This window comes from Pantoea sp. UBA5923, from assembly GCF_002431095.1.
GTDB lineage: Bacteria > Pseudomonadota > Gammaproteobacteria > Enterobacterales > Enterobacteriaceae > Pantoea > Pantoea piersonii.
In genome coordinates, this window is the sequence record NZ_DJDN01000018.1 from 109,292 (window position 1) to 133,485 (window position 24,194).

Sequence of the window (24,194 nt, forward strand, 5' to 3'; positions counted from 1 at the left end):
CTGACGTTGCCCGCCGCATCGGTGATGGTCGAGGTCAGGCTGTGGACGCCCTGCGCAAGCGTCGGCGTGGTGAAGCTCCAGCTGCCGTCCTGCGCCACGGTAGCGCTGCCCAGCACGCTGCTGCCGTCAGACACGGTGACGACACTGCCCGGTTCCGCCGTACCGCTCAGCACAGGCGTGCTGCTGCTGGTCACGCCGTCGGCGGCAATAGCATTGCCGTTCGCATCCGTCAGCGTGACGCCCGCCGCGCTTTCCGGCGCAACGGTGTCAACGGTGATATTAAGCAAAGGCGAGTCGGTAACGGTGCCTGTGCCGTCATCGCTGGCGGCGCGGAAGGCGTAGCTGCCGTCCGTCAGCGCGTTCGGCGTAAAGCTCCACTGCCCGTTTGCGTCAGCGGTGACGGAGCCAAGCACCTGATCGCCGTTATAGAGCGTTACCAGCGCACCGGCGGTGGTGAGGCCGCTCAGTACCGGCGTCGCATCGCTCGTGCTGTCGCCGTTTGCCAGCTGCACCAGAGTGCTGCCGCTGTCGTCGGTCACGACCAGCGAGCTGGTGGCAGGCGGCACCCCTGCGTCAACGGTCAGAGCGAAGGCGTCCGTCGGCGTGCTGACGTTACCTGCCGCATCGGTCACGGTCGCCGTCAGGTTGTGCTGGCCGTCGCTCAGCGCAGGGGTGGTGAAGCTCCAGCTGCCGTCCTGGTCGGCGGTGACGGTACCCAGCAGCGTGTCGCCGTCATAGACGCTGACGAGGCTGCTCGCGGGTGCCTGGCCGCTCAGGGTTGGCGTGCTGTCGTCGGTGGTGGCGCCCGGGACGAGTTCGCCCTGCGTCGCGCCCACATTGTCGCTGACCACCAGCCCGCTGACCGCCGCTGGCGGAAGGGTATCCACGCTGAACAGCAGCGGCTCAGAAACCGGCCCGGTGTTGCCCGCCGGATCGGTGACGGTTGTGGTCAGGCTGTGGCTGCCCTCGGCAAGCGTCGGCGCGATAAAGCTCCAGCGGCCGTCTGCGCCAACCGTGGCGCTGCCCAGCGCTACATCGGCGTCAGAGACGGTAACGATGCTGCCCGGCTCCGCCGTACCGCTCAGCACCGGCGTCGCGTCGTTTGTCGTACCGCCCGCAGTGACCGGCACAGAAACGCCGCTGCTGTCGCTGTTAAGCGCCAGATCGGCAGCGGCGGCAGGTGCCTGAGTATCCAGGGTAAAGAAAACCGGCGCGGTCGCAGCGCTGGCGTTGCCTGCCGGATCGGTCACTACCGCCGTCAGGCTGTGGCTGCCGTCAGCAAGGCCTGCTGGCGTATAGCTCCAGCTGCCGTCTGTTCCGACCGTGGCGCTGCCCAGCACCGTGTCGCCGTCGGAAACGGTGACGGTGCTGCCCGGCTCGGCGCTGCCGCTCAGCACCGGCGCGCCGCTGTTGGTCAGGCCGCCGCTGACGATCGGATCGCCGCTGGCGTCAGCCAGCGAAACGCCGGTTGCGCCTGTTGGCGCGACGGTATCAACGGTGAGCGCCAGCGTCGCGGAGTTGATGGTATTGCCTGCGACGTCGGTCGCGGTCGCGCGGAAATCGTAGGTGCCGTCCGCCAGCGCGGCGGGCGTAAAGCTCCACTGCCCGTTCGCATCGGCGGTGGCGCTGCCCAGCAGCTGGTCGCCGTTGTAGAGCGTTACCAGCGCGTTAGCGAGGGTCGCGCCGCTCAGTACGGGGGTGGTGTCGCGCGTGCTGGCGCCGTCGGCGAGCGCGACCGGCACGCTGCCGCTGTCGTCAGTGGCTACCAGCGTCAGGGTGGCAGGCGGATCGCCTGCGGCGACGGTAAGATCAAACGGCGTGGTCGGCGCGCTGACGTTGCCTGCCGCATCGGTCTGGGTCAGGGTCAGGCTGTGCGCGCCGTTGCTCAGCGTCGGCGTGGTAAAGCTCCAGGTGCCGTCGGCGCCTGCCGTCACGCTTCCGATGGCGACGCCGTTATCGTAAATCGTCAGCAGCGAACTGGGTTCCGCCTGGCCGCTGAGAAGAGGCGTGTTGTCGTCGGTGGTGTCGCCAGAGGTCAGCGGGCCAGTGCTGGTGCCCGCGTCGTCGGTCACCACCAGACCGCTGACCGCAGCGGGCGCCTGGGTATCGACCGTAAAGTTCAGCGGCGCGGACGGTGCGCTGACGTTGCCCGCCGCATCGGTGACGGTGGCGGTCAGGCTGTGGCTGCCATCGGTCAGCGCGGGAGAAGTAAAGCTCCAGAGCCCGTCGCTGCCTACGGTGACGGTGCCCAGCAGCGTATCGCCATCCAGAACAGAGACGGTGCTGCCAGGCTCAGCGCTTCCGCCCAGCGTCGGCGTATTGTCACTGGTCGCCCCGCCGGAGGCGATCGCGCCGCCGCCGTCATTGCTCAACTGCAGGCTGGATGCGGCATCCGGCGCAAGGGTATCAACGGTGATAGTAATGGTCGGCGACGTGGTAACGCTGCCGTTTGCGTCCGTACTGGCGGCGCTAAAGGCATAGGTGCCGTCTGCCAGCGTGGTGGGCGTAAAGTTCCACTGGCCGCTGCCGTCGGCGGTCACGCTGCCCAGCAGCTGATCGCCGTTATAAATCGTCACCACCGCACTGGCAGTAGTCACGCCGCTCAGCACCGGCGTCGCGTCGTTGGTGCTGCTGCCGTCCGCTATCGGCACCAGTCCACTGCCGTTGTCGTTAGTAATTTCCAGCGAGCTGGTTGCTGGCGGCAAACCCGCCGCAACGTTGATAACGATCGCCGTCGTCGGCGCGCTGACATTGCCAGCCGCATCGGTCACGGTCGCCGTCAGGCTGTGGCTGCCGTTGCTCAGCGTCGGCGTGGTAAAACGCCAGACGCCGTCTGCGCCTGCCGTCACCGTACCCAGCAGCGTGCTGCTGTCATAAACGCTGACGGTCGCGCCTGCTTCGGCCTGTCCGCTTAGCTCAGGGGTATTATCATCGGTCGATTCGCCGGACGTCAGTGGCCCCTGGCTGACGCCGACATTATCCGTCAGCTGCAGGTTGCTGGCCGCAGCCGGCGCCAGGGTATCAACGGTAAACGCGAGGGTGGTCGCCGGACTGACGTTGCCCGCCGCGTCGGCGGCGGTGATGCTCAGCGTATGGCTGCCTTCGCTCAGCGCGGGCGTATTGAAGGACCAGCGTCCATCGCTGCCTGCGATAACGGTGCCCAGAAGGGTGCCGTTATCAGAGAGGGTGACGGTGCTGCCCGCTTCGGTAGTGCCCTGCAGCAGAGGCGTGGCGTCATTGGTCGCGCCGCTGGCAGCGATGGGCGTCAGGGTCGTGCCGTTGTCGCTGCTGGCGCTGACATCGGAGAGCGTCGGAGTGACAGTATCGACGGTGAAGGTAACCGGCGCGGTGGCGCTGCTGGTATTGCCTGCGGCATCGGTAACCGTCGCCGTCAGGCTGTGCTGGCCATCCGCCAGCACAGGTGAAGTAAAGCTCCAGGTGCCGTCTGCGTTGACCGTCGCCGTTCCCAACAGCGTGCCGTTGTCGTAAACGCTGATGGTGGCACCCGCTTCAGCCGTTCCGCTTAAAACAGGCGTATTGTCATCGGTGGAGGCGCCTGTGGTAATCGCGCCCTGCGTGCTGCCGACATTATCGCTAATAGTGAGATTGGCAACTGCGCCGGGCGCAGTGGTGTCGCCGCCCGAGCCACCGCCTGTTCCGCCGTCTGTTCCACCATTGTCACCGCTGCCCGTACCGCCACCGGTCGCGCCGCCGTTGTCGCCTGAGCCATTGCCGCCGTTTGAACCAGCGAACATCGCGGCAATACCCGCCAGCGCCCCGCCGCCGATACCATAAGCGGCAATCGCGCCGTCGTTGGTGATGTTATCCGCCAGCAGCCCTTCGGTGCTGTCGATTGAGACAAACTGGAAGCCCTGCTGGCCCGGATCTTCTACCCACCACAGCGCGCCACGATCGTCCTGCAGCACCAGGTCGCTTTCGCCTGCCGGGCTATAAAAATTATGAATAACAACTGTTTCCCCAGATTTCGTAGTGACGACCAGGTCATTGCCGTTGCGCGCAAAAGATTTAATGTCGGTTCGATTGAGGTTGAGCTTAACCACGCTTGGAGCGTTTAAATTGACATCGCTGCCACTCAGCTGCGAGGCGATGGTGCCGCCTTTAGGCGTTACTGAGATATTATTCATGTTATGTATATCCCACTGAGGTTATTAATATTCATAAAAATGCCCGGCACCCTGAGATCCCGGTTTAGCCGTGAATAACGCTGTGAGCTATTCACTCCCCTCTTTGTCGACCCCATCCTTTTGACGAAATCGCTCTGAGCCGTGTTGAGTCTTTATCCTGGTGAGGGAATCACTTTTATTTGTTTTAATAACCGCAATGGGTTTGCCCGCTTCCGTAATAACGAGAGCAGGCGGCATATCACAAAAAGTTTCGGTAGTTTATTGTTGCAGCCTGTTGTTTTTTTAGCGTTCTGGACAGCGGTCTTTTTACTGGTTCATCAATAAAATCATCCAGATAGACCGAATCCCAGCAGCGACCTTGTAAACCCACCGCCTGTTTATTCGCCGTCAGCGCCAGCTGTTGCTGCGTATCAACGCCCTGAATGATGACGCCCTTGCAGAAATCGTTGACGTGATTGAGCAACGTATCGAAGGCGTAGCCTGTGCCATATTTCCAGAAGAAGCTTCGGCTGGTTTTTACATATTCAAATATGCCGCTGCTCAGCATAGATAAGGTCGAACTGCCTGCGCCAAAATCATCAAGCCATAATAACGCCGGGGTAATACCCGCCAGTTTTTGCAGCAGCAGGCGATCGGCGGCGTGATAACGCGCAGTGAAAAAGGCGGAAATTTCGAGGCGTAACAGAGGCAGCTGGTCGAGTTTTTGCTGAACCGCGTGGTTATTCAGAATGCCGCGAATAATATCGCTGTCGATATTAAGGCTGAGAATATGCGAGAAGCCCGATTGATAGAGCGCGTCGATCCGTTCGAGCTGTAGCAGAAACAGCTGCCATTTTTCCGCCTCAAGCAGGCAGTCAAATAGGTGGTGACCGCTGTCGGCATCTGCCTGACCGGCACTCTCGTTACCCTGCATGGAGCGCGTCAACAGCTCCCACGCCATCACTTCCCCGGAAAGGGCATGAATCGGTTCGAGCAGAAAGACGTAATGCTGACGAAGATTTAGTTGGCGACCCATTCTGCTGCTACCTGATCCACCCGATAAGTCAGCCACCTGAAAACAGCAACGGAAATGTCAGGAAAACTTATGCGACCGTTAAGAAAACCCAGAAGAATCTTAACACCTTAACCAGATGCTAACGTACAACTTACATTTTGAAAAATAGATTTAAGCCAAACCAGAAGAAATTTTCGATAGCCAAAACCAATCAATAATTAATTTTAAAGAGTTGCTTTAGGATATAAGAATCATAAAGCATGCTTAAAATTAATTATTGTCTCGAACTTGACGAATCCACTATTATTTACTCTGTTGATTTTAATATAAAATAATTTATGACATTCCCTATAAGCATCACTTTAGCTGATAAATTTTACTGGAATCTCACGCTCCTATAATTTCCAGTAAAATCTTAAACCGAGCCACGCTTTTAAATTGCGCTTTAGTTATAAACTTTAATTTTTATAATGTATAAAGGGTAAATAAGGGCGTCATACTCGACGTTAATTTAACAATCAGGCCAGACTCAAACGACGCGGCTGGTAACGCCTCGTTTTTTCAGAAAAATTCAGCGGCGCAGAAATGGCCTACAAAATGAGTGGGTTTTCAGAAAATTAATGCAGCACTAAACGGTGACGAAGATCACAAAAGCAGTAAAAGGTGGAAAAAGCAGGCGGAAGAAAGAAAAACTGAGCCTCTGACGAGGCCCAGCGTGAAGCTATTTATTCATCTTCGAGATAGGTATAGCCGTACAGACCACTCTCAAACTCTTCGAGGAACTGCGCGCGCAGCTCGTCGTCAATATCGGTCTCTTTAACCTGATTGCGGAACAGCGTCATCAGCTCGTCTGGATTAAGCTGCACATACTCCAGCATATCCGCTACGGTGTCGCCTTCATCCGACAGCTCCACTTCCACTTCGCCATCCGCACGCGCATAGACGTTAACCGCCTCGGTGTCGCCGAACAGGTTGTGCATATTGCCGAGGATCTCCTGATAAGCGCCCACCATAAAGAAGCCGAGCATCGGCGGGTTCTCAGGATCGTACTCTGGCATCGGCATCGTGGTGGCGATACCGTCGCCATCAACGTAGTGGTCGATAGTGCCGTCGGAGTCACAGGTGATATCCAGCAGCACCGCGCGGCGCTCCGGCTTTTTATGCAGCCCTTCCAGCGGCAGCACCGGGAACAGCTGATCGATACCCCAGGCATCCGGCATCGACTGGAACAGTGAGAAGTTAACGTACATCTTGTCCGCCATGCGCTCCTGCAGCTCGTCGATAATCGGACGGTGCGCGCGGTTGCTCGGATCGAGATGCTGCTGAATATAGTGGCAGATGCTGAGGTAAAGCTGTTCCGCCCAGGCGCGCTGCGACAGATCGTAAGTACCGGAGGCGTAGCCGGTATGAATATCGTGGAGATCCATCTGGCTGTCGTGCAGCCACTCGCGCAGCGAACGACGCACGTTTGGTTCGTGCATTTCCTGCCAGGTTTCCCACATGCTGAGGATCGGGCGCGGCGCATCTTCCTGCGGCGCCTGCGGCGTGATGAACTCGTTACGCTCGACGCCGATAATATTGGAGACCAGTACGGTATGGTGCGCGGTCACGGCGCGACCCGACTCGGTGATCACCGTTGGGTGCTCCAGGCCATGCTCCTCGCAGGCATCGCCAATTGCCCAGATTACGTTGTTGGCGTATTCGTTCAGACCGTAGTTAACCGAGCAGTCAGACTGCGAACGCGTGCCTTCATAATCGACGCCCAGACCGCCGCCGACGTCGAAGCATTTAATATTGACGCCAAGCTTAGCCAGCTCAACGTAGAAACGCGCCGATTCGCGCACGCCGGTAGCGATGTCGCGAATGTTAGCCATCTGCGAGCCCAGGTGGAAGTGCAGCAGCTGCAGGCTGTCGAGACGGCCCGCGTTGCGCATAATCTCTACCAGCTGCAGCACCTGCGACGCCGCCAGGCCGAACTTCGATTTTTCGCCGCCGCTCGACTGCCACTTGCCGGAGCCCTGCGACGCCAGGCGCGCGCGGATGCCCAGGCGCGGCACCACATTCAGACGCTCGGCCTCTTCCAGCACCAGGCGCACTTCGGTCATCTTCTCAATCACCAGATAGACTTTATGGCCAAGTTTTTCGCCAATCAGCGCCAGACGGATATATTCGCGGTCTTTGTAGCCATTACAGACGATAACCGTACGGGTTTTACCGGCGTGCGCCAGCACCGCCATCAGCTCCGCTTTCGATCCCGCTTCAAGACCCAGCGGTTCGCCGGAGTTAACCAGTGACTCGATTACGCGCTTATGCTGGTTGACCTTAATGGGATAGACCAGGAAGTAGTCACCGCGGTAGCCGTAGGATTCGCGCGCGCGCTTGAACGCCGCGTTAATGGAGCGCAGGCGATGCTGCAGAATCTGCGGAAAGCAGAACAGCGCGGGCAGACGCTGGCCCTGGGCCTCGCGCTCTTTCACCAGATTAGCCAGATCGACGCGCAGCGTCGGCTCATCCGGATTTGGACAGACGCTGACGTGGCCGAGTTCGTTGACGTCGTAGTAGTTATTGCCCCACCAGGCAACGTTATAGGTACGCAGCATTTTGCTGGCATCCTGGTCGTTCATTGCAACCTCCTGCATCGAGCGGAGCACACCCTGTTCGCCAGCTGACGAACCCTTGATAGTCTTCATGTCGTCAGACATCACGAACCTCTAATTTCTGTTGGAATGTGAAACAGTTACGCGCTTTCGTCACGCTCTGTCTGTTAATGAGTTGCCGCATAAAACGCTTTGCCCCGTCTGCCTGACGGCGAAGTCAGGATCCAAAAAGCATAAAACTAAGTGTAAAACACCCAGGCCCGTTACGTGTAAATGGACCGCGAATGCGTTACGACGTTCACCAACGCGCGCTGGCCGGTAAGAGTCAATAAGGACGTACAGATTAACCGGCGCGCATGTCGGGCGAATGACCGCAACAGGAGATACGTCGGCAAATCAGAGAAAAGGCAGGAAAGGAGAACGCCAGCGCGCCGGTAGAGCGCAGAGAACCGCAAGAGAGGAAAGCGTGGTTCATTACTTCTGTCACCTCCACACATGTTTTCGCATGTGGAAACAAACTGGGTGAACGTCAGAGAAGCTCTGACAGTGGCTACGCGCGGCGGCGGCGTCCCGATGGATGCGCCAGGGCAGCAGCGGCGTTTTATACCGCCTGACGGCTAAAAATGCAAAGCGTTTCGCTGGTTTGGCGCCGTTTCGCGTCACGTTTTTTTGCCAGGCGGCGGGTTTTCGAAAAATGCGGAAACAGAAAAAGGGCTGGCATTTCGTTCACGCCTTAACCTAAAATAGCCGTCCAGATGGTTTTCCATCTAAACTGGTTAACATCCAGGCGTTTTACATCTGACATACTGACACTTCTTAAACTGCTCGCGGCTTTGCCTGAAGGGGCGTCAAGTAAGTTCAACTCACTTACGCTATGCAGTCGAATTCAAACCATTTGTAAGGTAAAGAACAGAATGGCTAAACACCTTTTTACGTCCGAGTCCGTATCAGAAGGACATCCTGATAAAATCGCTGACCAGATTTCTGACGCCGTACTGGACGCTATCCTCGAACAGGATCCCAAAGCGCGCGTGGCCTGCGAAACCTACGTAAAAACCGGTATGGTGCTGGTTGGCGGTGAAATCACCACCAGCGCATGGGTCGATATCGAAGAGATCACCCGTAATACCGTACGTGAAATCGGTTATGTTCATTCCGATATGGGCTTTGACGCCAACTCCTGTGCCGTACTGAGCGCCATCGGCAAGCAGTCGCCTGATATTAATCAGGGCGTTGACCGCACCGATCCGCTGGAGCAGGGCGCGGGCGACCAGGGTCTGATGTTCGGCTACGCCACCAACGAAACCGACGTGCTGATGCCAGCGCCGGTGACCTATGCGCACCGTCTGGTACAGCGTCAGTCTGAAGTGCGTAAAAACGGCGCGCTGCCGTGGCTGCGTCCGGATGCGAAAAGCCAGATCACTTTCCAGTATGACGGCGGCAAAATCGTCGGCATCGACGCGGTGGTGCTCTCAACCCAGCACGCGGAAGATATCGATCAGGCCACCCTGCGCGAAGCGGTAATGGAAGAGATCATCAAGCCGGTATTGCCGAGCGAGTGGATCAACGCCAACACCAAATATCATATCAACCCGACCGGACGCTTCGTTATCGGCGGCCCGATGGGCGACTGCGGCCTGACCGGACGTAAAATCATCGTCGATACCTACGGCGGTATGGCGCGTCACGGCGGCGGCGCTTTCTCAGGTAAGGATCCGTCAAAAGTTGACCGTTCCGCTGCCTACGCGGCGCGCTACGTAGCGAAAAACATCGTTGCCGCAGGCCTGGCCGACCGCTGCGAGATTCAGGTCTCCTACGCTATCGGCGTCGCGGAACCGACCTCCATCATGGTGGAAACCTTCGGCACCGAGAAGATCTCGACCGAACAGCTGACCCTGCTGGTGCGCGAGTTCTTCGACCTGCGTCCTTATGGTCTGATCCAGATGCTGGATCTGCTGCAGCCAATCTATAAAGAGACTGCCGCTTACGGTCACTTCGGCCGCGAACATTTCCCGTGGGAAAAAACCGACAAAGCCGCTCAGCTGCGCGAAGCCGCAGGCCTGTAAGGTTTTTCTCGACAGGCTCTCCTGCTCTACCGGGGAGAGCCTTGTTTTTTAAGCCCCTTTTCTTCTCCCTTCTCCCACTGTCCAGCAACTTTTCTTTTCTCAACTACACTTCTGACACCCGTCAACAGCAAGCGTGTTACCGATTACAAATTGAAACGCTTTATTTATCTGCTATTTAGGATTTAACCGCCGTGGTTATTCGGCTGAAAATGCGTTATTTTCAGCGTCCTCTGATAGCCGATTATTGACGCCATGTCAGAAACTTAACAGGTGCTATACCTTACTGGTTACTTAACCTTTTCGGGCTGAATATGCTGAATTTCAGGGTTTCAGCGTGTGTAAGCGATTACATTAGCGTGATCGCCCTCACTTTTTCCCCGAAAAAGGTTTTTTAACATTGATAACAACAATGATGGATAAACTCGGAGGCAAAATGCCTGGCAATACTCACAAAAGCAGAACCTCAAACAAGGCGATGACCTTGTTTGTCTGCTTTCTTGCGGCCCTTGCAGGCCTGTTATTTGGACTGGATATCGGCGTTATTGCGGGCGCGCTGCCGTTTATCGCCAAAGACTTTAACGTTACCGCACACCAGCAGGAGTGGATCGTCAGCTCCATGATGTTCGGCGCGGCCGTCGGCGCTGTTGGCTCCGGCTGGATGTCGTCACGTCTCGGTCGTAAAAAGAGCCTGATGGCGGGCGCTATTCTGTTTGTTATCGGTTCGCTCTGGTCCGCCATGGCGCCAAACCCGGAAATGCTGATCGTTGCGCGCGTGGTGCTGGGCCTGGCCGTCGGCGTCGCCTCCTATACCGCTCCGCTTTATCTCTCTGAAATCGCCCCGGAAAAAATCCGCGGCAGTATGATTTCCCTCTATCAGCTGATGATCACCATCGGTATTCTCGGCGCTTACCTCTCCGACACGGCCTTCAGCGCGTCCGGCGACTGGCGCTGGATGCTGGGCATCATCACTATCCCGGCGGTGCTGCTGCTGGTAGGCGTCTTCTTCCTGCCTAACAGCCCGCGCTGGCTGGCGGCTAAAGGCGATTTCCGCGACGCTCAGCGCGTGCTGGATCGCCTGCGCGACACCAGCGAGCAGGCGAAACGCGAGCTGGAAGAGATCCGCGAGAGCCTGAAGATCAAGCAGTCCGGCTGGCAGCTGTTCCAGAGCAACAGCAATTTCCGTCGCGCGGTGTTCCTCGGCGTGCTGTTGCAGGTCATGCAGCAGTTCACCGGTATGAACGTCATCATGTACTACGCGCCGAAGATTTTTGAGATTGCTGGCTTCTCTAATACCACCGAGCAGATGTGGGGCACCGTGATCGTTGGTCTGGTCAACGTGCTCGCGACCTTTATCGCCATTGGTCTGGTGGATCGCTGGGGCCGTAAGCCGACGCTGATCCTGGGCTTCCTGGTGATGGCAGCGGGTATGGGCGTACTGGGCACGATGCTGCATATGGGCATCCACTCACAGGGCGCGCAGTACTTCGCTATCGCTATGCTGCTGATGTTTATCGTCGGCTTCGCCATGAGCGCCGGCCCGCTGATTTGGGTGCTGTGTTCGGAAATCCAGCCGCTGAAAGGCCGCGACTTCGGTATTACCGTCTCTACAGCAACTAACTGGATCGCCAACATGATTGTCGGCGCGACCTTCCTCACCATGCTGAATACGCTGGGCAACGCGCCGACCTTCTGGGTCTATGGCCTGCTGAACGTCTTCTTCATTCTGCTGACGGTTATGCTGATCCCAGAGACCAAAAACGTCTCGCTGGAGCATATCGAACGCAACCTGATGTCAGGCAAGAAACTGCGCGATATCGGTTCAAACAACTAATCTTTGGCGGTTAGCGGGCCACCATACCCGCGCCGCATATAAGCACTAAAAGGCGGGCCTTGCGGCCCGCCTTTTTTATTTGATTGAGTTCCCTTTCGCCGCCGCTTATCCTTTTCTGCATGAAAACGCCCCGACTTCCTATCGCCCTGCAGCAGGCAGTAATGCGCTCGCTGCGTCATTTTTTACAGCTTGCCAGCGACAGGCTGGAACGTCCTTTTGCTGAACCAGCGCTGGTCTACCAGCAGCGCGGTACGGCGGCAGGCACCGCCTGGCTGGAAAAGTGGGAGATTCGCCTGAATCCGGTGCTGCTGATAGAAAATCAGCAGGCGTTTATCGAAGAGGTGGTGCCGCACGAACTGGCGCACCTGCTGGTATGGAAAGTTTTTGGCCGCGTGCCGCCACACGGCAAAGAGTGGAAGTGGATGATGCAGGAGGTACTTGGCGTGCCCGCCCGCCGCACCCATCAGTTTGAGATCGCCTCGGTGCGCGCCGCCACTTTTCCCTACCGCTGCGGCTGCCAGCAGCATCACCTTACCGTCCGGCGCCACAACCGCGTGCTGCGCGGCGAAAGCGAGTATCGCTGCGTGCGCTGCAAAAGCCTGCTCAAACCCGGCGACTATTCGCCAGCCTGAGCGGAATTCTCATTCCGCTCGCCGCGCCGTTCTGCTACCCTGCCGCCCTTTTTTACCGACCGAGTAGGTTCTGAAAAATGTCTCGCAAACTTATCGCCGCCATCGCGCTGCTGCTCTCCCCTTTCGCCGCCCAGGCGGTCTCGCTGAACGATTATCATCAGAATAACTTTCAGCAGGCGAAAACCTTCGCTGCGGCGATTAACGCCGATGCGCCCGGCTCCTTTTACTGCGGCTGCAAGATTAACTGGCAGGGTAAAAAGGGCGTGCCCGATCTCAACAGCTGCGGCTATCAGGTGCGAAAAAACGCCAACCGCGCCGGACGCATCGAGTGGGAGCATGTGATGCCCGCCTGGGAATTCGGCCACCAGCGCCAGTGCTGGCAGAACGGCGGCCGTAAAAGCTGCAGCAAAGACGCCGACTATCGCCGTATCGAAAGCGACCTGCATAACCTGCAGCCCGCGGTCGGCGAGGTGAACGGCGATCGCGGCAATTTCCCCTACAGCCAGTGGAACGGCGGCGAAGGCCAGTACGGTCAGTGCGCCATGAAGATAGACTTCAAAAACAAACAGGCCGAGCCGCCTGCTCGCGCTCGCGGCGCCATTGCGCGCACCTACTTCTATATGCGCGACCAGTATCATCTGCGCCTGTCGCGCCAGCAGACCCAGCTTTTCACCGTCTGGGACAAGCTCTATCCGGTCTCCCGCTGGGAGTGCGAACGCGACCAGCGCATCGCGCGCGTACAGGGCAATCACAATCCTTATGTGCTGCAGGCTTGCCAGCGTTAAAAACAGTGCCCTACACTAACGTCTTCTCGATTCCGCCGCGCCGGGTGCGCGGCGCTTAGCTTTCAGGGCCTGTATGCGCATACCTCGCATTTATCATTCCGAACCTTTAACCAGCGGCAGTGAAATTACGCTGGACGAAGACGCTTCAAATCACGTTGGCCGCGTTCTGCGCATGACCACCGGCCAGCGTCTGGAGCTCTTTGATGGCACTAATCTGACTTTTGCGGCAGAGATCACTCTTGTAGACAAAAAGCGTGTAAAAGTAAGTGTCCTTGAAGGCCAGCCCGACGATCGTGAATCGCCCCTGTTTCTGCACCTCGGCCAGGTGATGTCGCGCGGCGAAAAGATGGAGTTCACTATCCAGAAATCGATTGAGCTGGGTGTGAGCGTTATTACGCCTCTCTTTTCCGAACGCTGCGGCGTCAGGCTTGATGCCGAACGGCTGGCGAAAAAACTCCAGCAGTGGCAAAAGATCGCTATCGCCGCCTGCGAACAGTGCGGCCGCAATCGCGTGCCGGAAATCCGCCCGGCGATGACGCTGGAGGCCTGGTGCGCAGAAGCCGACGACGGCCTGAAGCTGAACCTGCATCCGCGCGCGCAGCACAGCATCAATACGCTGCCGCAGCCGGTTGAGCGGGTACGCCTGCTGATTGGCCCGGAAGGCGGCCTGAGCGCCGAGGAGATCGCCATGACCGGCGAGTACGGTTTTACCGATATTTTGCTCGGCCCGCGCGTTTTGCGTACGGAAACGACCGCACTCACCGCAATTACGGCACTCCAGGTGAGGTTTGGCGATCTCGGCTAGGGAATAATCAGGGTTTATATTAAGACGCGCACAGCACTTACTGGCGTCCTGACTGGTCAGCCTGCGCTGACCGCACAGAACGGGGCGGAAAAACCGCCTCTCTGAGGAGAGAATAATGATTAAACTTGGCATCGTTATGGACCCGATCTCGTCCATTAACATTAAAAAAGACACCAGCTTCGCCATGTTGCTGGAAGCACAGCGCCGCGGTTACGAAATTCACTACATGGAGATGGCCGATCTCTCTCTGCGCGGCGGCGTTTCTTATGCCCGCACTCGCCTGCTGAGCGTCGAACAGAACTATGATAAATGGTATGAGTTCGGCAGCGAGCAGGAGATCAAGCTGGCCGACCTCAACGTGATCCTGATGCGTAAGGATCCGCCGTTCGACACCGAGTTTATCTACGCGACCTATATCCTGGAGCGCGCCGAAGAGCAAGGCACGCTGATCGTCAACAAGCCGCAGAGCCTGCGCGACTGTAACGAGAAGCTTTATACCGCCTGGTTCTCAGAATTTACGCCGGATACGCTGGTGACGCGCAGCAAAGAGAAACTGCGCGCCTTCTGGCAGGAGCATGGCGACATTATTATGAAGCCGCTGGACGGCATGGGTGGCGCGTCGATTTTCCGCGTTAAGCAGGATGACCCGAACTTCGGCGTGATCACCGAGACGCTGACCAACCACGGCCAGTTCTTCTGTATGGCGCAGAACTATCTGCCAGCCATCAAAGAAGGCGACAAACGCGTGCTGGTGGTAGACGGCGAGCCAGTGCCTTACTGCCTGGCGCGTATCCCGCAGGGCGGCGAAACGCGCGGCAACCTGGCGGCAGGCGGTCGTGGCGAAGCGCGTCCGCTGAGCGAAAGCGACTGGGAAATTGCCCGCCGCGTCGGCCCGACGCTGAAAGCAAAAGGACTGATTTTTGTCGGCCTGGATATCATTGGTGATAAACTCACTGAAGTGAACGTCACCAGCCCGACCTGCGTGCGTGAAATCGAAGCCGCGTTCCCGATCTCCATCACCGGTATGTTGATGGATGCTATCGAGAAGCGTCTGGGCTGAGCATGACCCTGGAGCCAGGCTCCGTGATCAACCCAAACCGGCGCATACCCGCGCCGGCTATTTTTGGTACATCGAGTGAGAATGAATTTACAGCATCATTTTTTGATTGCCATGCCTTCACTGCAGGATCCTTTTTTCAAGCGCTCCGTGGTCTATATCTGCGAGCACAATGAAGAGGGGGCGATGGGTTTGATTATCAACAAGCCGATGGAAAACCTGACGGTCGAAGGCATTTTAAAGAAGCTGAAAATCACCTCCGGCGAGCGCGATCCTGCGGTTCGTCTGGACAAACCGGTATTCAGCGGCGGCCCGCTGGCTGAGGATCGCGGCTTTATTCTTCACTCCGCGCAGCGCACCTTCTCGTCCAGCATCCGCATCTCCGACAACACGGTGATCACCACCTCGCGCGACGTGCTGGAGTCGCTCGGCACCGCTTCGCAGCCGGAGCATGTGCTGGTGGCGCTGGGCTACTGCGCCTGGGAGAAAGATCAGCTGGAAAACGAGCTGATGGAGAACGCCTGGCTTACCACCCCTGCCAACAGCAATATTCTGTTCCAGACGCCGATTGCCGATCGCTGGCGCGAAGCGGCACGCAGCATAGGCATCGATATCCACAGCATCGCCAGCGATGCGGGACACGCCTGATGACGACGCAAACCCTGCTGGGCTTCGACTTCGGCACGAAAAGCATCGGCGTGGCGGTTGGTCAGCAGCTTACCGGCAGCGCCCGCCCGCTTGCCGCGCTGAAAGCGCAGGACGGCACCCCGGACTGGCTGCAGATAGAGCGCCTGCTGAAAGAGTGGCAGCCCGATTTCGTTGTGGTCGGCCTGCCGCTGAATATGGACGGCACTGAACAGCCGCTCACCGCGCGCGCGCGTAAGTTCGCCAGTCGCCTGCATGGCCGCTTCGGCGTTCGCGTCGAGCTGCAGGATGAGCGCCTCAGCACCGTAGAGGCGCGCGCCGGTCTGTTTGAGCGCGGCGGCTATCGCGCGCTGAATAAAGGCTCGGTGGATTCGCAGTCGGCAGCGATTATTCTGCAGGACTGGTTCGAAACTCACTGAGACGCCAGCTCAGGCGGGCCATCCGCCCTCGCCCGTCTCGGTCGCAATCAGTCCTTCCCGCTGGCGCGCCAGCAGGCTCTGCTCAAAGGTCTGCATACCGGCCTGCGCGCCGGTTTGCAGCAGCGCGCCGATTTGATGCAGCTTGCCGTCGCGGATCAGGCTGGCAATGGCGGGCGTGGCGATCAGCACCTCAAATAATCCGATGCGTTCGCCGTCGCGCGACGGCACCAGCTTCTGCGCCATCACCGCTTTCAGGCTGCCCGCCAGCTGGGTGCGCACCAGATTTTTCTCCTCCGCTGGAAAGGCGTCCACCAGACGATCGACCGCCTGCGCCGCGCCGCGCGTATGCAGCGTGGCGAGCACCAGATGGCCGGTTTCGGCGGCGGTAAGCGCCTGGCGAATGGTGTCGCTGTCGCGCAGCTCGCCCAGCAGAATAACGTCAGGGTCTTCACGCAGTGCGCCGCGCAGCCCAAGGCTGAACGAAGCGCAGTGCGCGCCGATCTCGCGCTGCTGGATTAGCGAGCGCTGGCTCTGGTGGATAAACTCGATGGGATCTTCCAGCGTAATAATATGCTTTGCCTGCTGGCGATTGATGGCGTCAACCATTGCGGCGAGCGTGGTCGATTTTCCGCTGCCGGTCGCGCCGGTTACTAAAATCAAGCCGTTATCCATTTCCAGCCAGCGCGGCACCGCAGGCGGCAGGCGCAGGCTTTCCAGCGTCGGACAATGGGTCGCCAGCGTACGCAGCGCCAGCGACAGCCCCTGCCGCTGGACAAACAGATTGCCGCGCAGCCGCTGACCGCTGGCAAGGGAGAGCGCGAAGTCGGTTTGCCCCTGCGCCGCCAGCTCATCGCGCTGCCGCGGCTCCAGATATCGCCCGGCGAAGCGTTCCAGCCAGTCGGCCGTCAGCGGCGCGAGATCGGGGATGCGCTCCAGCCTGCCGTGGCGTCGCCAGCGTGGGGAATGTCCGCTGCACAGGTGCAGATCGGCGGCATTATGTTTTACACTAAGCGCCACCATTTCTTCCAACTCCATAGACAGCCTCCTGACGATGACCTCAATCCAGCACAACCTACAGCAACTGCGTCAGCGTATCCGCGCTGCCGCGACGCAATGCGGGCGCGATCCAGAAGAAGTTACGCTGCTTGCCGTGAGCAAAACCAAACCTGCGGGCGCGGTCGAAGAAGCTATCGCCGCCGGACAGATCGCCTTTGGCGAAAATTACGTGCAGGAAGGGGTTGAAAAGATTGCGGCGCTGGCCGCACATCCTCAGGTGGAGTGGCACTTCATCGGCCCGCTGCAGTCCAATAAAAGCCGTCTGGTGGCGGAGCATTTCGCCTGGTGCCATACGGTGGACCGCCTGAAGATCGCCCAGCGCCTGAGCGACCAGCGTCCCGCCTCGCTGCCGCCGCTGAATGTGTTGATTCAGGTAAATATCAGTGACGAAAACAGCAAATCTGGCATCATGCTGGAGGATTTGCCTGAGCTGGCGCAGCAGGTCGCCGCGCTGCCGCAGCTGCGTCTGCGCGGCCTGATGGCGATTCCGGCGCCGGAAAGCGGCTATTCGCGTCAGCTGGCAGTGTGCCAGCAGATGGCTGACGCTTTTCGCCAGCTGAAGCAGCACTATCCCGACGTCGATACGCTTTCTCTGGGAATGAGCGACGACATGGAAGCGGCGATTGAAGCTGGCAGCACCATGGTGCGTATCGGCACCGCGATTTTCGGCGCGCGGGACTATGCGCGCAACCCACAACAATAATTGAGGAACCTCATGTTAACACTGACGTTTTTAGTCAAAACGCTGATCGACCTGTATGTGATGGTGCTGCTGCTGCGCATCTGGATGCAGTGGTCGCGTTGCGATTTTTACAACCCGCTGTCGCAGTTCGTCGTCAAGATCACCCAGCCGATTATCAAGCCGCTGCGCCGCGTTATTCCGGCTATTGGCCCGGTGGATACCGCCTCGCTGCTGCTGGCGTTTGTGCTGACGACGCTGAAATACCCGATTTTGCTGCTGATCCAGGTCGGCGCTTTCTCGGTCGATCCGGCCAACCTGCTGGTCGGTCTGCTGTCGCTGGTGAAGTCCGCTGGCTACCTGGTGTTCTGGGTGATTATCATTCGCTCGCTGATGAGCTGGATCAGCCAGGGACGCGGCCCGCTGGACTATGTGTTGATCCAGCTGACTGAGCCGCTGATGGCGCCAATTCGCCGCATGCTGCCTGCGATGGGCGGCATCGACTTCTCCGCCATGATTGTGATCCTGGTGCTCTATGCGCTGAATTTCCTTGGTATGGACCTGTTTCCAGGCCTCTGGTTTCTGCTGTAAATATGACTGGAACTGCTATGCAAAAAGTTGTGCTCGCCACCGGCAATCCCGGCAAGGTACGTGAACTGGCGGATCTGCTCTCCGCCTTTGGCCTGGATATTGTGGCGCAAACCGATCTGGGCGTGGAGTCGGCGGAAGAGACCGGCCTGACCTTTATCGAAAACGCCATTCTGAAAGCGCGTCACGCCGCGCAGATCACCGGCCTGCCCGCCATCGCCGACGACTCCGGCCTGGCGGTGGATGCGCTGGGCGGCGCGCCGGGCATCTATTCGGCGCGCTACGCCGGAGAAGCGGCCAGCGATCGGGAGAACCTTGAGAAGCTGCTTCAGGCGCTGGAAACAGTGCCGGAGGGCGCACGCCAGGCGCAGTTCCACTGCGTGCTGGTTTATCTGCGCCACGCGGAAGACCCGACGCCGCTGGTGTTCCACGGCAGCTGGGCGGGCGAAATCACTCGCTCAGCGGCGGGTGAAGGCGGCTTCGGCTACGATCCAGTTTTCTACGTGCCCGAACTGGGCAAAACCGCCGCCGAGCTAAGCAAAACGGAAAAAGGCGCGGTTTCTCATCGGGGCAAAGCATTGACGCTGCTGCTGGAAGCGATGCGCAATGCCTGATTTACCGCCGTTAAGCCTCTATATCCATATTCCGTGGTGCGTGCAGAAGTGCCCCTACTGCGACTTTAACTCCCATGCGCTCAAAGGCGAGGTGCCGCACGTTGAGTATGTGCAGCACCTGCTGCGCGATCTGGAAAACGACCTGCCGCTGACCCAGGGGCGCGAAGTGCGCACTATCTTTATCGGCGGCGGCACGCCAAGCCTGCTCAGCAGCGAAGCGATGCAGATGCTGATGGACGGCGTGCGTGCGCGACTGCCGCTGGCGGCGGATGCGGAGATCACCATGGAGGCCAATCCTGGCACCGTAGAGGCGGACCGCTTCAGCGCCTACCAGCGCGCCGGGATTAACCGTATCTCTATCGGCGTGCAGAGCTTCAGCCCGCAGAAGCTGGAGCGGCTGGGGCGCATCCACGGCCCGGAAGAGGCGAAACGTGCCGCGCAGCTGGCTGAGGGGCTGCATCTGCGCAGCTTCAACCTCGACCTGATGCATGGCCTGCCCGATCAGTCGCTGGAGGAGGCGCTGAGCGACCTGGAGCAGGCGATTGCGCTTAATCCGCCGCACCTCTCCTGGTATCAGCTGACCATCGAGCCGAATACGCTGTTTGGCTCGCGGCCACCGGTGCTGCCGGACGACGACGCGCTGTGGGATATTTTCGAGCAAGGAGATCGTCTGCTCACCGCCGCGGGTTATCAGCAGTATGAGACCTCCGCCTATGCGAAGCCGGGCTACCGCTGCGAGCATAACCTTAACTACTGGCGCTTCGGCGACTACCTCGGCATCGGCTGCGGGGCACACGGCAAGCTGACCCAGCCGGACGGGCGCATCGTGCGTACCGTGAAGACGCGTCATCCGCGCGGCTTTATGCAGGGCCGCTATCAGGAGAAGCAGTATGAAGTCGCCGACGACGAGAAGCCGTTCGAATACTTTATGAACCGCTTTCGCCTGCTGGAAGCGGCGCCGCGCGAGGAGTTTACCCGCTACACCGGCCTGAGCGAGAGCAAGATCCGGCCGCAGATGGATGCGGCGATCGCGGCCGGTTACGTAGCGGAAAACGCGACGCACTGGCAGATAACGGATAAAGGCAAACTGTTTTTAAACTCGCTGCTGGAGCTTTTTCTGGCAGAGGAGTAAGCGCAGGCAACAGGGGCGGCGAAAGCCGCCCCTGACGTTATGATTTCGGGAAGATCCACAGATGGTTTTCGGGTAACGCCAGCCGACAATGCTGAGGGTCGCGCACCTCGTTGCCATAGGCGCGGATAACAAAGTCATCGCCTGCGGTGCGGAACAGATACTCCCAGCGGTCGCCAAGATACATGCTGGTCAGCAGCGGCAGCTCCAGCTGGTTTTCACCCGGCCCCTCCACCAGCCTCACGCGTTCTACTCGAATCACCGCCGTGGCCTCCTGACCGTTTTGCACCCCTTCGCCTGCGATACCCCACAGCGCCCAGCCTTTGCCCTCGATACGTGCTTTGCCGTCGCGCAGCTCGGTGATTTTACCGTGTAGCCGGTTATTGCTGCCCATAAATTCCGCGGTAAACAGCGTCCTGGGCGATCCGTACATCTCCTGCGGCGTCCCCTGCTGCTCAATCTTGCCGTTATTAAGCAGCAGGATGCGGTCAGAAATCGCCATTGCCTCATTTTGATCGTGCGTCACCATCAGCGCGGAGAGGCCCAGCTTGATGATCAGCTCGCGCAGAAAGACGCGCGCCTCTTCGCGCAGTTTGGCGTCCAGGTTCGACAGCGGCTCATCCAGCAGGATAACGGGCGGGTTGTAGACCAGCGCGCGGCCAATCGCTACGCGCTGCTGCTGCCCGCCGGAAAGCTGATGCGGATGGCGTTTGCCGAGGTGGCCCAGCCCCAGCTGGGTCAGCACGTCCTGCACCCGCTGGTTGATCTCCGCAGAAGCCACTTTGCGCAGCTTTAACGGGTAGGCCACATTCTCAAACACCGTTTTATGCGGCCACAGCGCGTATGACTGAAACACCAGCCCCAGGTTGCGCTCTTCCGCCGGGATTTCGCTGCGCGGCGTACCGGCATACACCTGTTTTTTGCCGATGGTGATGTTGCCCTGCGTCGGTTTTTCCAGCCCGGCGACAGCGCGCAGCAGCGTAGTTTTGCCGCTGCCGGAGGGGCCAAGCAGCGAAACCACCTCGCCGCGCTGTAAGTTCATGGAGACCCCTTTCAGAACCGGGTTGTCGCCGTAGGTTAAATGCAGATTCTCAACCGTTAATTCAATCATGTAATTTAACTCCAAATCGCAGGGCAATACCCAGGCCTACCACCACCAGCAGGATGTTAATAAAGGAGAGCGCAGCAACGATATCGATGGCGCCCGCCGCCCACAGGGAAACCAGCATCGAGCCGATGGTTTCCGTACCGGGCGAGAGCAGATAGACGCCGGTGGAGTATTCGCGTTCGAAAATCAGGAACATCAGCAGCCAGGAGCCAATCAGGCCGTAGCGGGATAGCGGAATAGTGACGTGGCGCGTAATCTGCCCGCGCGTGGCGCCGGTGCTGCGCGCCGCCTCCTCCAGCTCCGGCCCTACCTGCAGCAGCGTTGAGGAGATCAACCGCAGGCCATAGGCCATCCACACCACGGTGTACGCCAGCCAGACGCTGAAGATGGTGCTGCGCAGCGAACGCAGCCAGACGATCAGGTTATCGCGCAGCCACTGCGACCAGGCGAAATCGGCAAGCCAGCCCGACTTGAGTGAGTTATCCAGCCAAAGCGGCAGAAACAGAAATACCCAGAGAAAGGCCAGGCCCGCCAGCAGCCCCGGTACCGCGCGCGGCACCAGCACGCTGTAGTCAAGGAAGCGCGTGGTGTTGTCAGGTTTACGGTGCATGGCGATGCCGATAAACAGGTAACACCCCACCGCTAAAGCGCCGCCGATAACGCCAATCGCCATTGAGTTGACGATGGCACGCAGCAGGTTCGGCTGCGCCCAGATAGTCTGGAAAGTTTTGATCGACAGCTCGTCCCACAGCGAGACGCCGACGCCCCAGTTGGAGATAAAGGCGCGCAGCACCACGCCCAGCAGCGGCACGCCGATGGTCACGGTCAGCCAGAACGCCACCACCGCGCCCGCTACCCAGCGCCATTTCCCCAGCGGCAAAGCGCGCGCCTGCGACGCTTTGCCCTTCAGGGTCACGAAGCGGTTGGCGGTGCGCATCAGACGGCGTTGCAGCATTACCAGCGGAACAGTAATACAGATCAGCACCACGGCGACCGCCGCCATCAGATGATAGGAAGGGGTGCCGAGTTTATTGGTCAGCTGATAGAGATAGGTTGCCAGCACCATGTTGCCTTCGGGGTCGCCCAGCACCAGCATCAGGCCAAACACCTCCAGCCCGAGGAAGAACAGCAGCACGATGGCATAGAGAATTGAGGGCCGTACCATCGGCAAGCTCACCGCCGTCATAACCTGCAACGGCGATGCGCCAGCGATACGCGCGGCCTCTTCTACATCCGATCCCACGCTGCGCAGGGCTGAAGAGATATAGAGATAGGCATGGGGAACGTGCGTCAGGCCCGCAATCACCACGATGCTCGACATGTCGTAGATATTCCACGGCACAAAGCCCAGCAGGGACTGCGCCCACAGCGAGAAGAAGCCGACCGGCCCGGCCGCCACCACATAGCCAAATCCCAGCACCATCGGCGAGACGAAGATCGGCACGAGGATCAGCGGCTCAATAAAACGTCTTCCCGGCAGATCGGTACGCACCATCAGGAAGGCGAGAATACCCCCCAGCGGAATGGCGATAATCACCAGCCCAAAGGCCAGAATAAAACCGCTTCTCAGCGCCTTGTAGAAATCGGGGTCGGTAAAAATAAATTCAAACGACTCCAGGCTCCACTCTTTTGACGGCGCAAAGAACGGCGCGGATAAAAAACTCTGTATGACGATAAAGGAGAGCGGAACGTAGATAACCAGCGCGGTTAACAGCACCACGACGCCGCGCGGCAGGCTCTGCCACTTTCTGCGCAATGCATTCATATTGAGACCCTGAATGGCGAAATCCTGAGAAAAAGAAGCGCGACGCAGCGGGCCGCGCTTCCATACAGCCGTTATTTACCGGCGGCTGCGCGCCACTGCTTGATATAGTCGAGACGTTTTTTCGGTTGCAGGTACTCCAGCAGGCTTTCGTCAACCGGAATAGGCTTCAGCGCGCTGCCTAACATTTTGGTCAGGCCATCAATATCGTTTTTGCCTTCAATATCATTGCGCAGGGAAGGAATATCGGCCTGACTGGCCAGGATGCTTTGCCCTTTCTCAGAGAGCACATAATCCAGCCACAGTTTTGCCGCATGGCTGTTTTGCGCTTGCTGGCTAATAAACGAGACGCGCGACAGCACCAGCGTGTAATCCTTCGGCCAGGCGATACCCAGCGAAGGATCGGTTTTGGCGCGCGCTTCAGCGTAGGAGCCAAGGATGTTGAAACCGATCAGGTTCTCACCGGAAGAGACCCTTTCCATCATGGTGCCGGTTGAAGACTGCACCGCTAAGCCGCCCTTCGCCACATCAGCCAGGGTCTGGAAGTAGTGTGGATCCGCTTTGGAATCCTGCACCGACAGCATGAAGCCCAGACCCGATTTTTCAATATCGTAGGTGGTGACTTTGCTCTTGAATTTATCGGTCTGGCTGGCAATTAACTTCGCCAGCGCGGCGTGCGAATCGGGCACGTCGCCAGCGGGGATCAACCGTTTGTTATAGATAAACACTACCGGCTCGTAGGTGGTGCCGTAAGCCTTGTTTTTCCACACGGCCCACTTCGGCAGCTGCGCCAGTTCAGGCGACTGGTACTCCTGCGCGTAGTCGGTCGCCAGCTTCAGGCCGGTGTCCATTGAGGAGCTCCAGACCACATCGCCGCTGGTGCCGCCGGAGGCTTGCTCGCTGATAAAACGGTTGTACAGCTCGGTGCTGTTCATATCGTTGTATTCAACTTTAATGCCGGGATAGGTCGCTTCGAAACCTTTGATCAGCGGCCCGGCGGCTTTCGTGTCGGTGGTGGAATAGATCACGACTTTGCCTTCTTTGGTCGCGGCATCAATAACGCTTTGATAATCAGCCGGATAGCCCTGCGGCGGCGCGGAGAAGGCTGAGCAGGAGAAGAATACGGTAGCGGCAACCAGAGAGAGAGAATAATTTTTCGTCATTATATTTAACCTTTTAGTTACACTCAGGGAACTAAGGGTCAACATAAACGATCGATTCAGGCAGGCAAGAGGTGACGGTTCGTTATCTTCGCGAAGTGTGATTATTGGCGTTTTTTCGG

Annotated in this window: 19 protein-coding genes; 12 read left to right on the top strand and 7 right to left on the bottom strand. The window is 58.7% G+C overall.

All coding sequences use genetic code 11. The annotated features are described in order from the left end of the window. From B3797_RS04130 to speA, 3 genes are all read right to left on the bottom strand, one after another. Positions 1 to 4,145, bottom strand: a 4,145-nt coding sequence (locus B3797_RS04130; protein ID WP_311790460.1) for an Ig-like domain-containing protein, incomplete at its 3' end; no start/stop codon positions are given. A gap of 238 nt (positions 4,146 to 4,383) precedes the next feature. Then, positions 4,384 to 5,160 carry an EAL domain-containing protein gene (locus tag B3797_RS04135; protein WP_311790461.1) on the bottom strand — a complete coding sequence of 259 codons (777 nt, stop codon included), beginning with the start codon at positions 5,158 to 5,160 and terminating at the stop codon, positions 4,384 to 4,386. 704 nt (positions 5,161 to 5,864) lie between these two features. Beyond that, entirely contained in the window at positions 5,865 to 7,841 is a 1,977-nt protein-coding gene (speA, locus tag B3797_RS04140; protein ID WP_311783872.1) for a biosynthetic arginine decarboxylase, read from the bottom strand. An 809-nt stretch (positions 7,842 to 8,650) separates the two neighbouring features. On the opposite strand from speA, the gene metK reads away from it, so the two are divergent. The 8 genes from metK to ruvX all read left to right on the top strand — a co-directional run bounded on the left by metK (position 8,651) and on the right by ruvX (position 15,976). Next, the gene (gene metK, locus B3797_RS04145) at positions 8,651 to 9,802 is read left to right on the top strand and encodes a methionine adenosyltransferase (protein ID WP_311783871.1); all 1,152 of its coding nucleotides are present in this window, start codon (positions 8,651 to 8,653) and stop codon (positions 9,800 to 9,802) included. 433 nt (positions 9,803 to 10,235) lie between these two features. Then, positions 10,236 to 11,633, top strand: coding sequence for a sugar porter family MFS transporter (locus tag B3797_RS04150; RefSeq protein ID WP_311783963.1), 1,398 nt, complete (start codon positions 10,236 to 10,238; stop codon positions 11,631 to 11,633). A gap of 119 nt (positions 11,634 to 11,752) precedes the next feature. After that, positions 11,753 to 12,265: a SprT family zinc-dependent metalloprotease gene (locus tag B3797_RS04155; protein WP_311783870.1), complete on the top strand. Its 513-nt coding sequence runs from the start codon at positions 11,753 to 11,755 to the stop codon at positions 12,263 to 12,265. Positions 12,266 to 12,342: 77 nt separating this feature from the next. Further along, a complete protein-coding gene (gene endA / locus B3797_RS04160; RefSeq protein WP_311790462.1) occupies positions 12,343 to 13,050 on the top strand; it encodes a deoxyribonuclease I in 708 nt (235 codons plus the stop codon). Between the two features lie 73 nt (positions 13,051 to 13,123). Then, on the top strand, positions 13,124 to 13,855 hold the full coding sequence (gene rsmE / locus B3797_RS04165) for a 16S rRNA (uracil(1498)-N(3))-methyltransferase (RefSeq protein WP_311783868.1): 732 nt from the start codon (positions 13,124 to 13,126) through the stop codon (positions 13,853 to 13,855). 115 nt (positions 13,856 to 13,970) lie between these two features. Continuing rightward, complete coding sequence (gene gshB, locus B3797_RS04170) at positions 13,971 to 14,915, top strand: glutathione synthase (RefSeq protein WP_120454573.1); 945 nt, start codon at positions 13,971 to 13,973, stop codon at positions 14,913 to 14,915. 81 nt (positions 14,916 to 14,996) lie between these two features. After that, positions 14,997 to 15,560 carry a YqgE/AlgH family protein gene (locus B3797_RS04175; RefSeq protein ID WP_120454575.1) on the top strand — a complete coding sequence of 188 codons (564 nt, stop codon included), beginning with the start codon at positions 14,997 to 14,999 and terminating at the stop codon, positions 15,558 to 15,560. Further along, positions 15,560 to 15,976, top strand: coding sequence for a Holliday junction resolvase RuvX (gene ruvX / locus B3797_RS04180; RefSeq protein ID WP_081140873.1), 417 nt, complete (start codon positions 15,560 to 15,562; stop codon positions 15,974 to 15,976). The genes B3797_RS04175 and ruvX overlap by 1 nt, the downstream gene beginning before the upstream one ends. 9 nt (positions 15,977 to 15,985) lie before the next feature. On the opposite strand, the gene B3797_RS04185 is transcribed toward ruvX, so the two are convergent. Next, the gene (locus B3797_RS04185; RefSeq protein WP_311790463.1) at positions 15,986 to 17,011 is read right to left on the bottom strand and encodes a type IV pilus twitching motility protein PilT; all 1,026 of its coding nucleotides are present in this window, start codon (positions 17,009 to 17,011) and stop codon (positions 15,986 to 15,988) included. 16 nt (positions 17,012 to 17,027) lie between these two features. Here B3797_RS04185 and B3797_RS04190 point away from each other — a divergent pair, with 16 nt between their 5' ends. The 4 genes from B3797_RS04190 to hemW are packed head-to-tail and all read left to right on the top strand — an operon-like array spanning position 17,028 to position 20,045. After that, positions 17,028 to 17,735 (top strand): YggS family pyridoxal phosphate-dependent enzyme, encoded by a 708-nt coding sequence (locus B3797_RS04190; protein WP_311790464.1) that lies wholly within the window; start codon positions 17,028 to 17,030, stop codon positions 17,733 to 17,735. Positions 17,736 to 17,747: 12 nt separating this feature from the next. After that, complete coding sequence (locus B3797_RS04195; protein ID WP_311783865.1) at positions 17,748 to 18,302, top strand: YggT family protein; 555 nt, start codon at positions 17,748 to 17,750, stop codon at positions 18,300 to 18,302. Positions 18,303 to 18,319: 17 nt separating this feature from the next. Then, a complete protein-coding gene (locus B3797_RS04200) occupies positions 18,320 to 18,913 on the top strand; it encodes an XTP/dITP diphosphatase (protein WP_311790465.1) in 594 nt (197 codons plus the stop codon). Continuing rightward, positions 18,906 to 20,045, top strand: a complete 1,140-nt coding sequence (gene hemW, locus B3797_RS04205) for a radical SAM family heme chaperone HemW (protein WP_311790466.1) — start codon at positions 18,906 to 18,908, stop codon at positions 20,043 to 20,045. The genes B3797_RS04200 and hemW overlap by 8 nt, the downstream gene beginning before the upstream one ends. 37 nt (positions 20,046 to 20,082) lie before the next feature. Here hemW and B3797_RS04210 read toward each other — a convergent pair whose 3' ends face one another. From B3797_RS04210 to B3797_RS04220, 3 genes are all read right to left on the bottom strand, one after another. Then, on the bottom strand, positions 20,083 to 21,153 hold the full coding sequence (locus tag B3797_RS04210; protein WP_311790467.1) for an ABC transporter ATP-binding protein: 1,071 nt from the start codon (positions 21,151 to 21,153) through the stop codon (positions 20,083 to 20,085). Continuing rightward, positions 21,146 to 22,915 (bottom strand): iron ABC transporter permease, encoded by a 1,770-nt coding sequence (locus B3797_RS04215; RefSeq protein WP_311783861.1) that lies wholly within the window; start codon positions 22,913 to 22,915, stop codon positions 21,146 to 21,148. Before B3797_RS04215 ends, B3797_RS04210 begins: the two co-directional genes overlap by 8 nt. A 71-nt stretch (positions 22,916 to 22,986) precedes the next feature. Continuing rightward, positions 22,987 to 24,075: an ABC transporter substrate-binding protein gene (locus B3797_RS04220; RefSeq protein WP_126690051.1), complete on the bottom strand. Its 1,089-nt coding sequence runs from the start codon at positions 24,073 to 24,075 to the stop codon at positions 22,987 to 22,989. Positions 24,076 to 24,194: the final 119 nt, after the last annotated feature.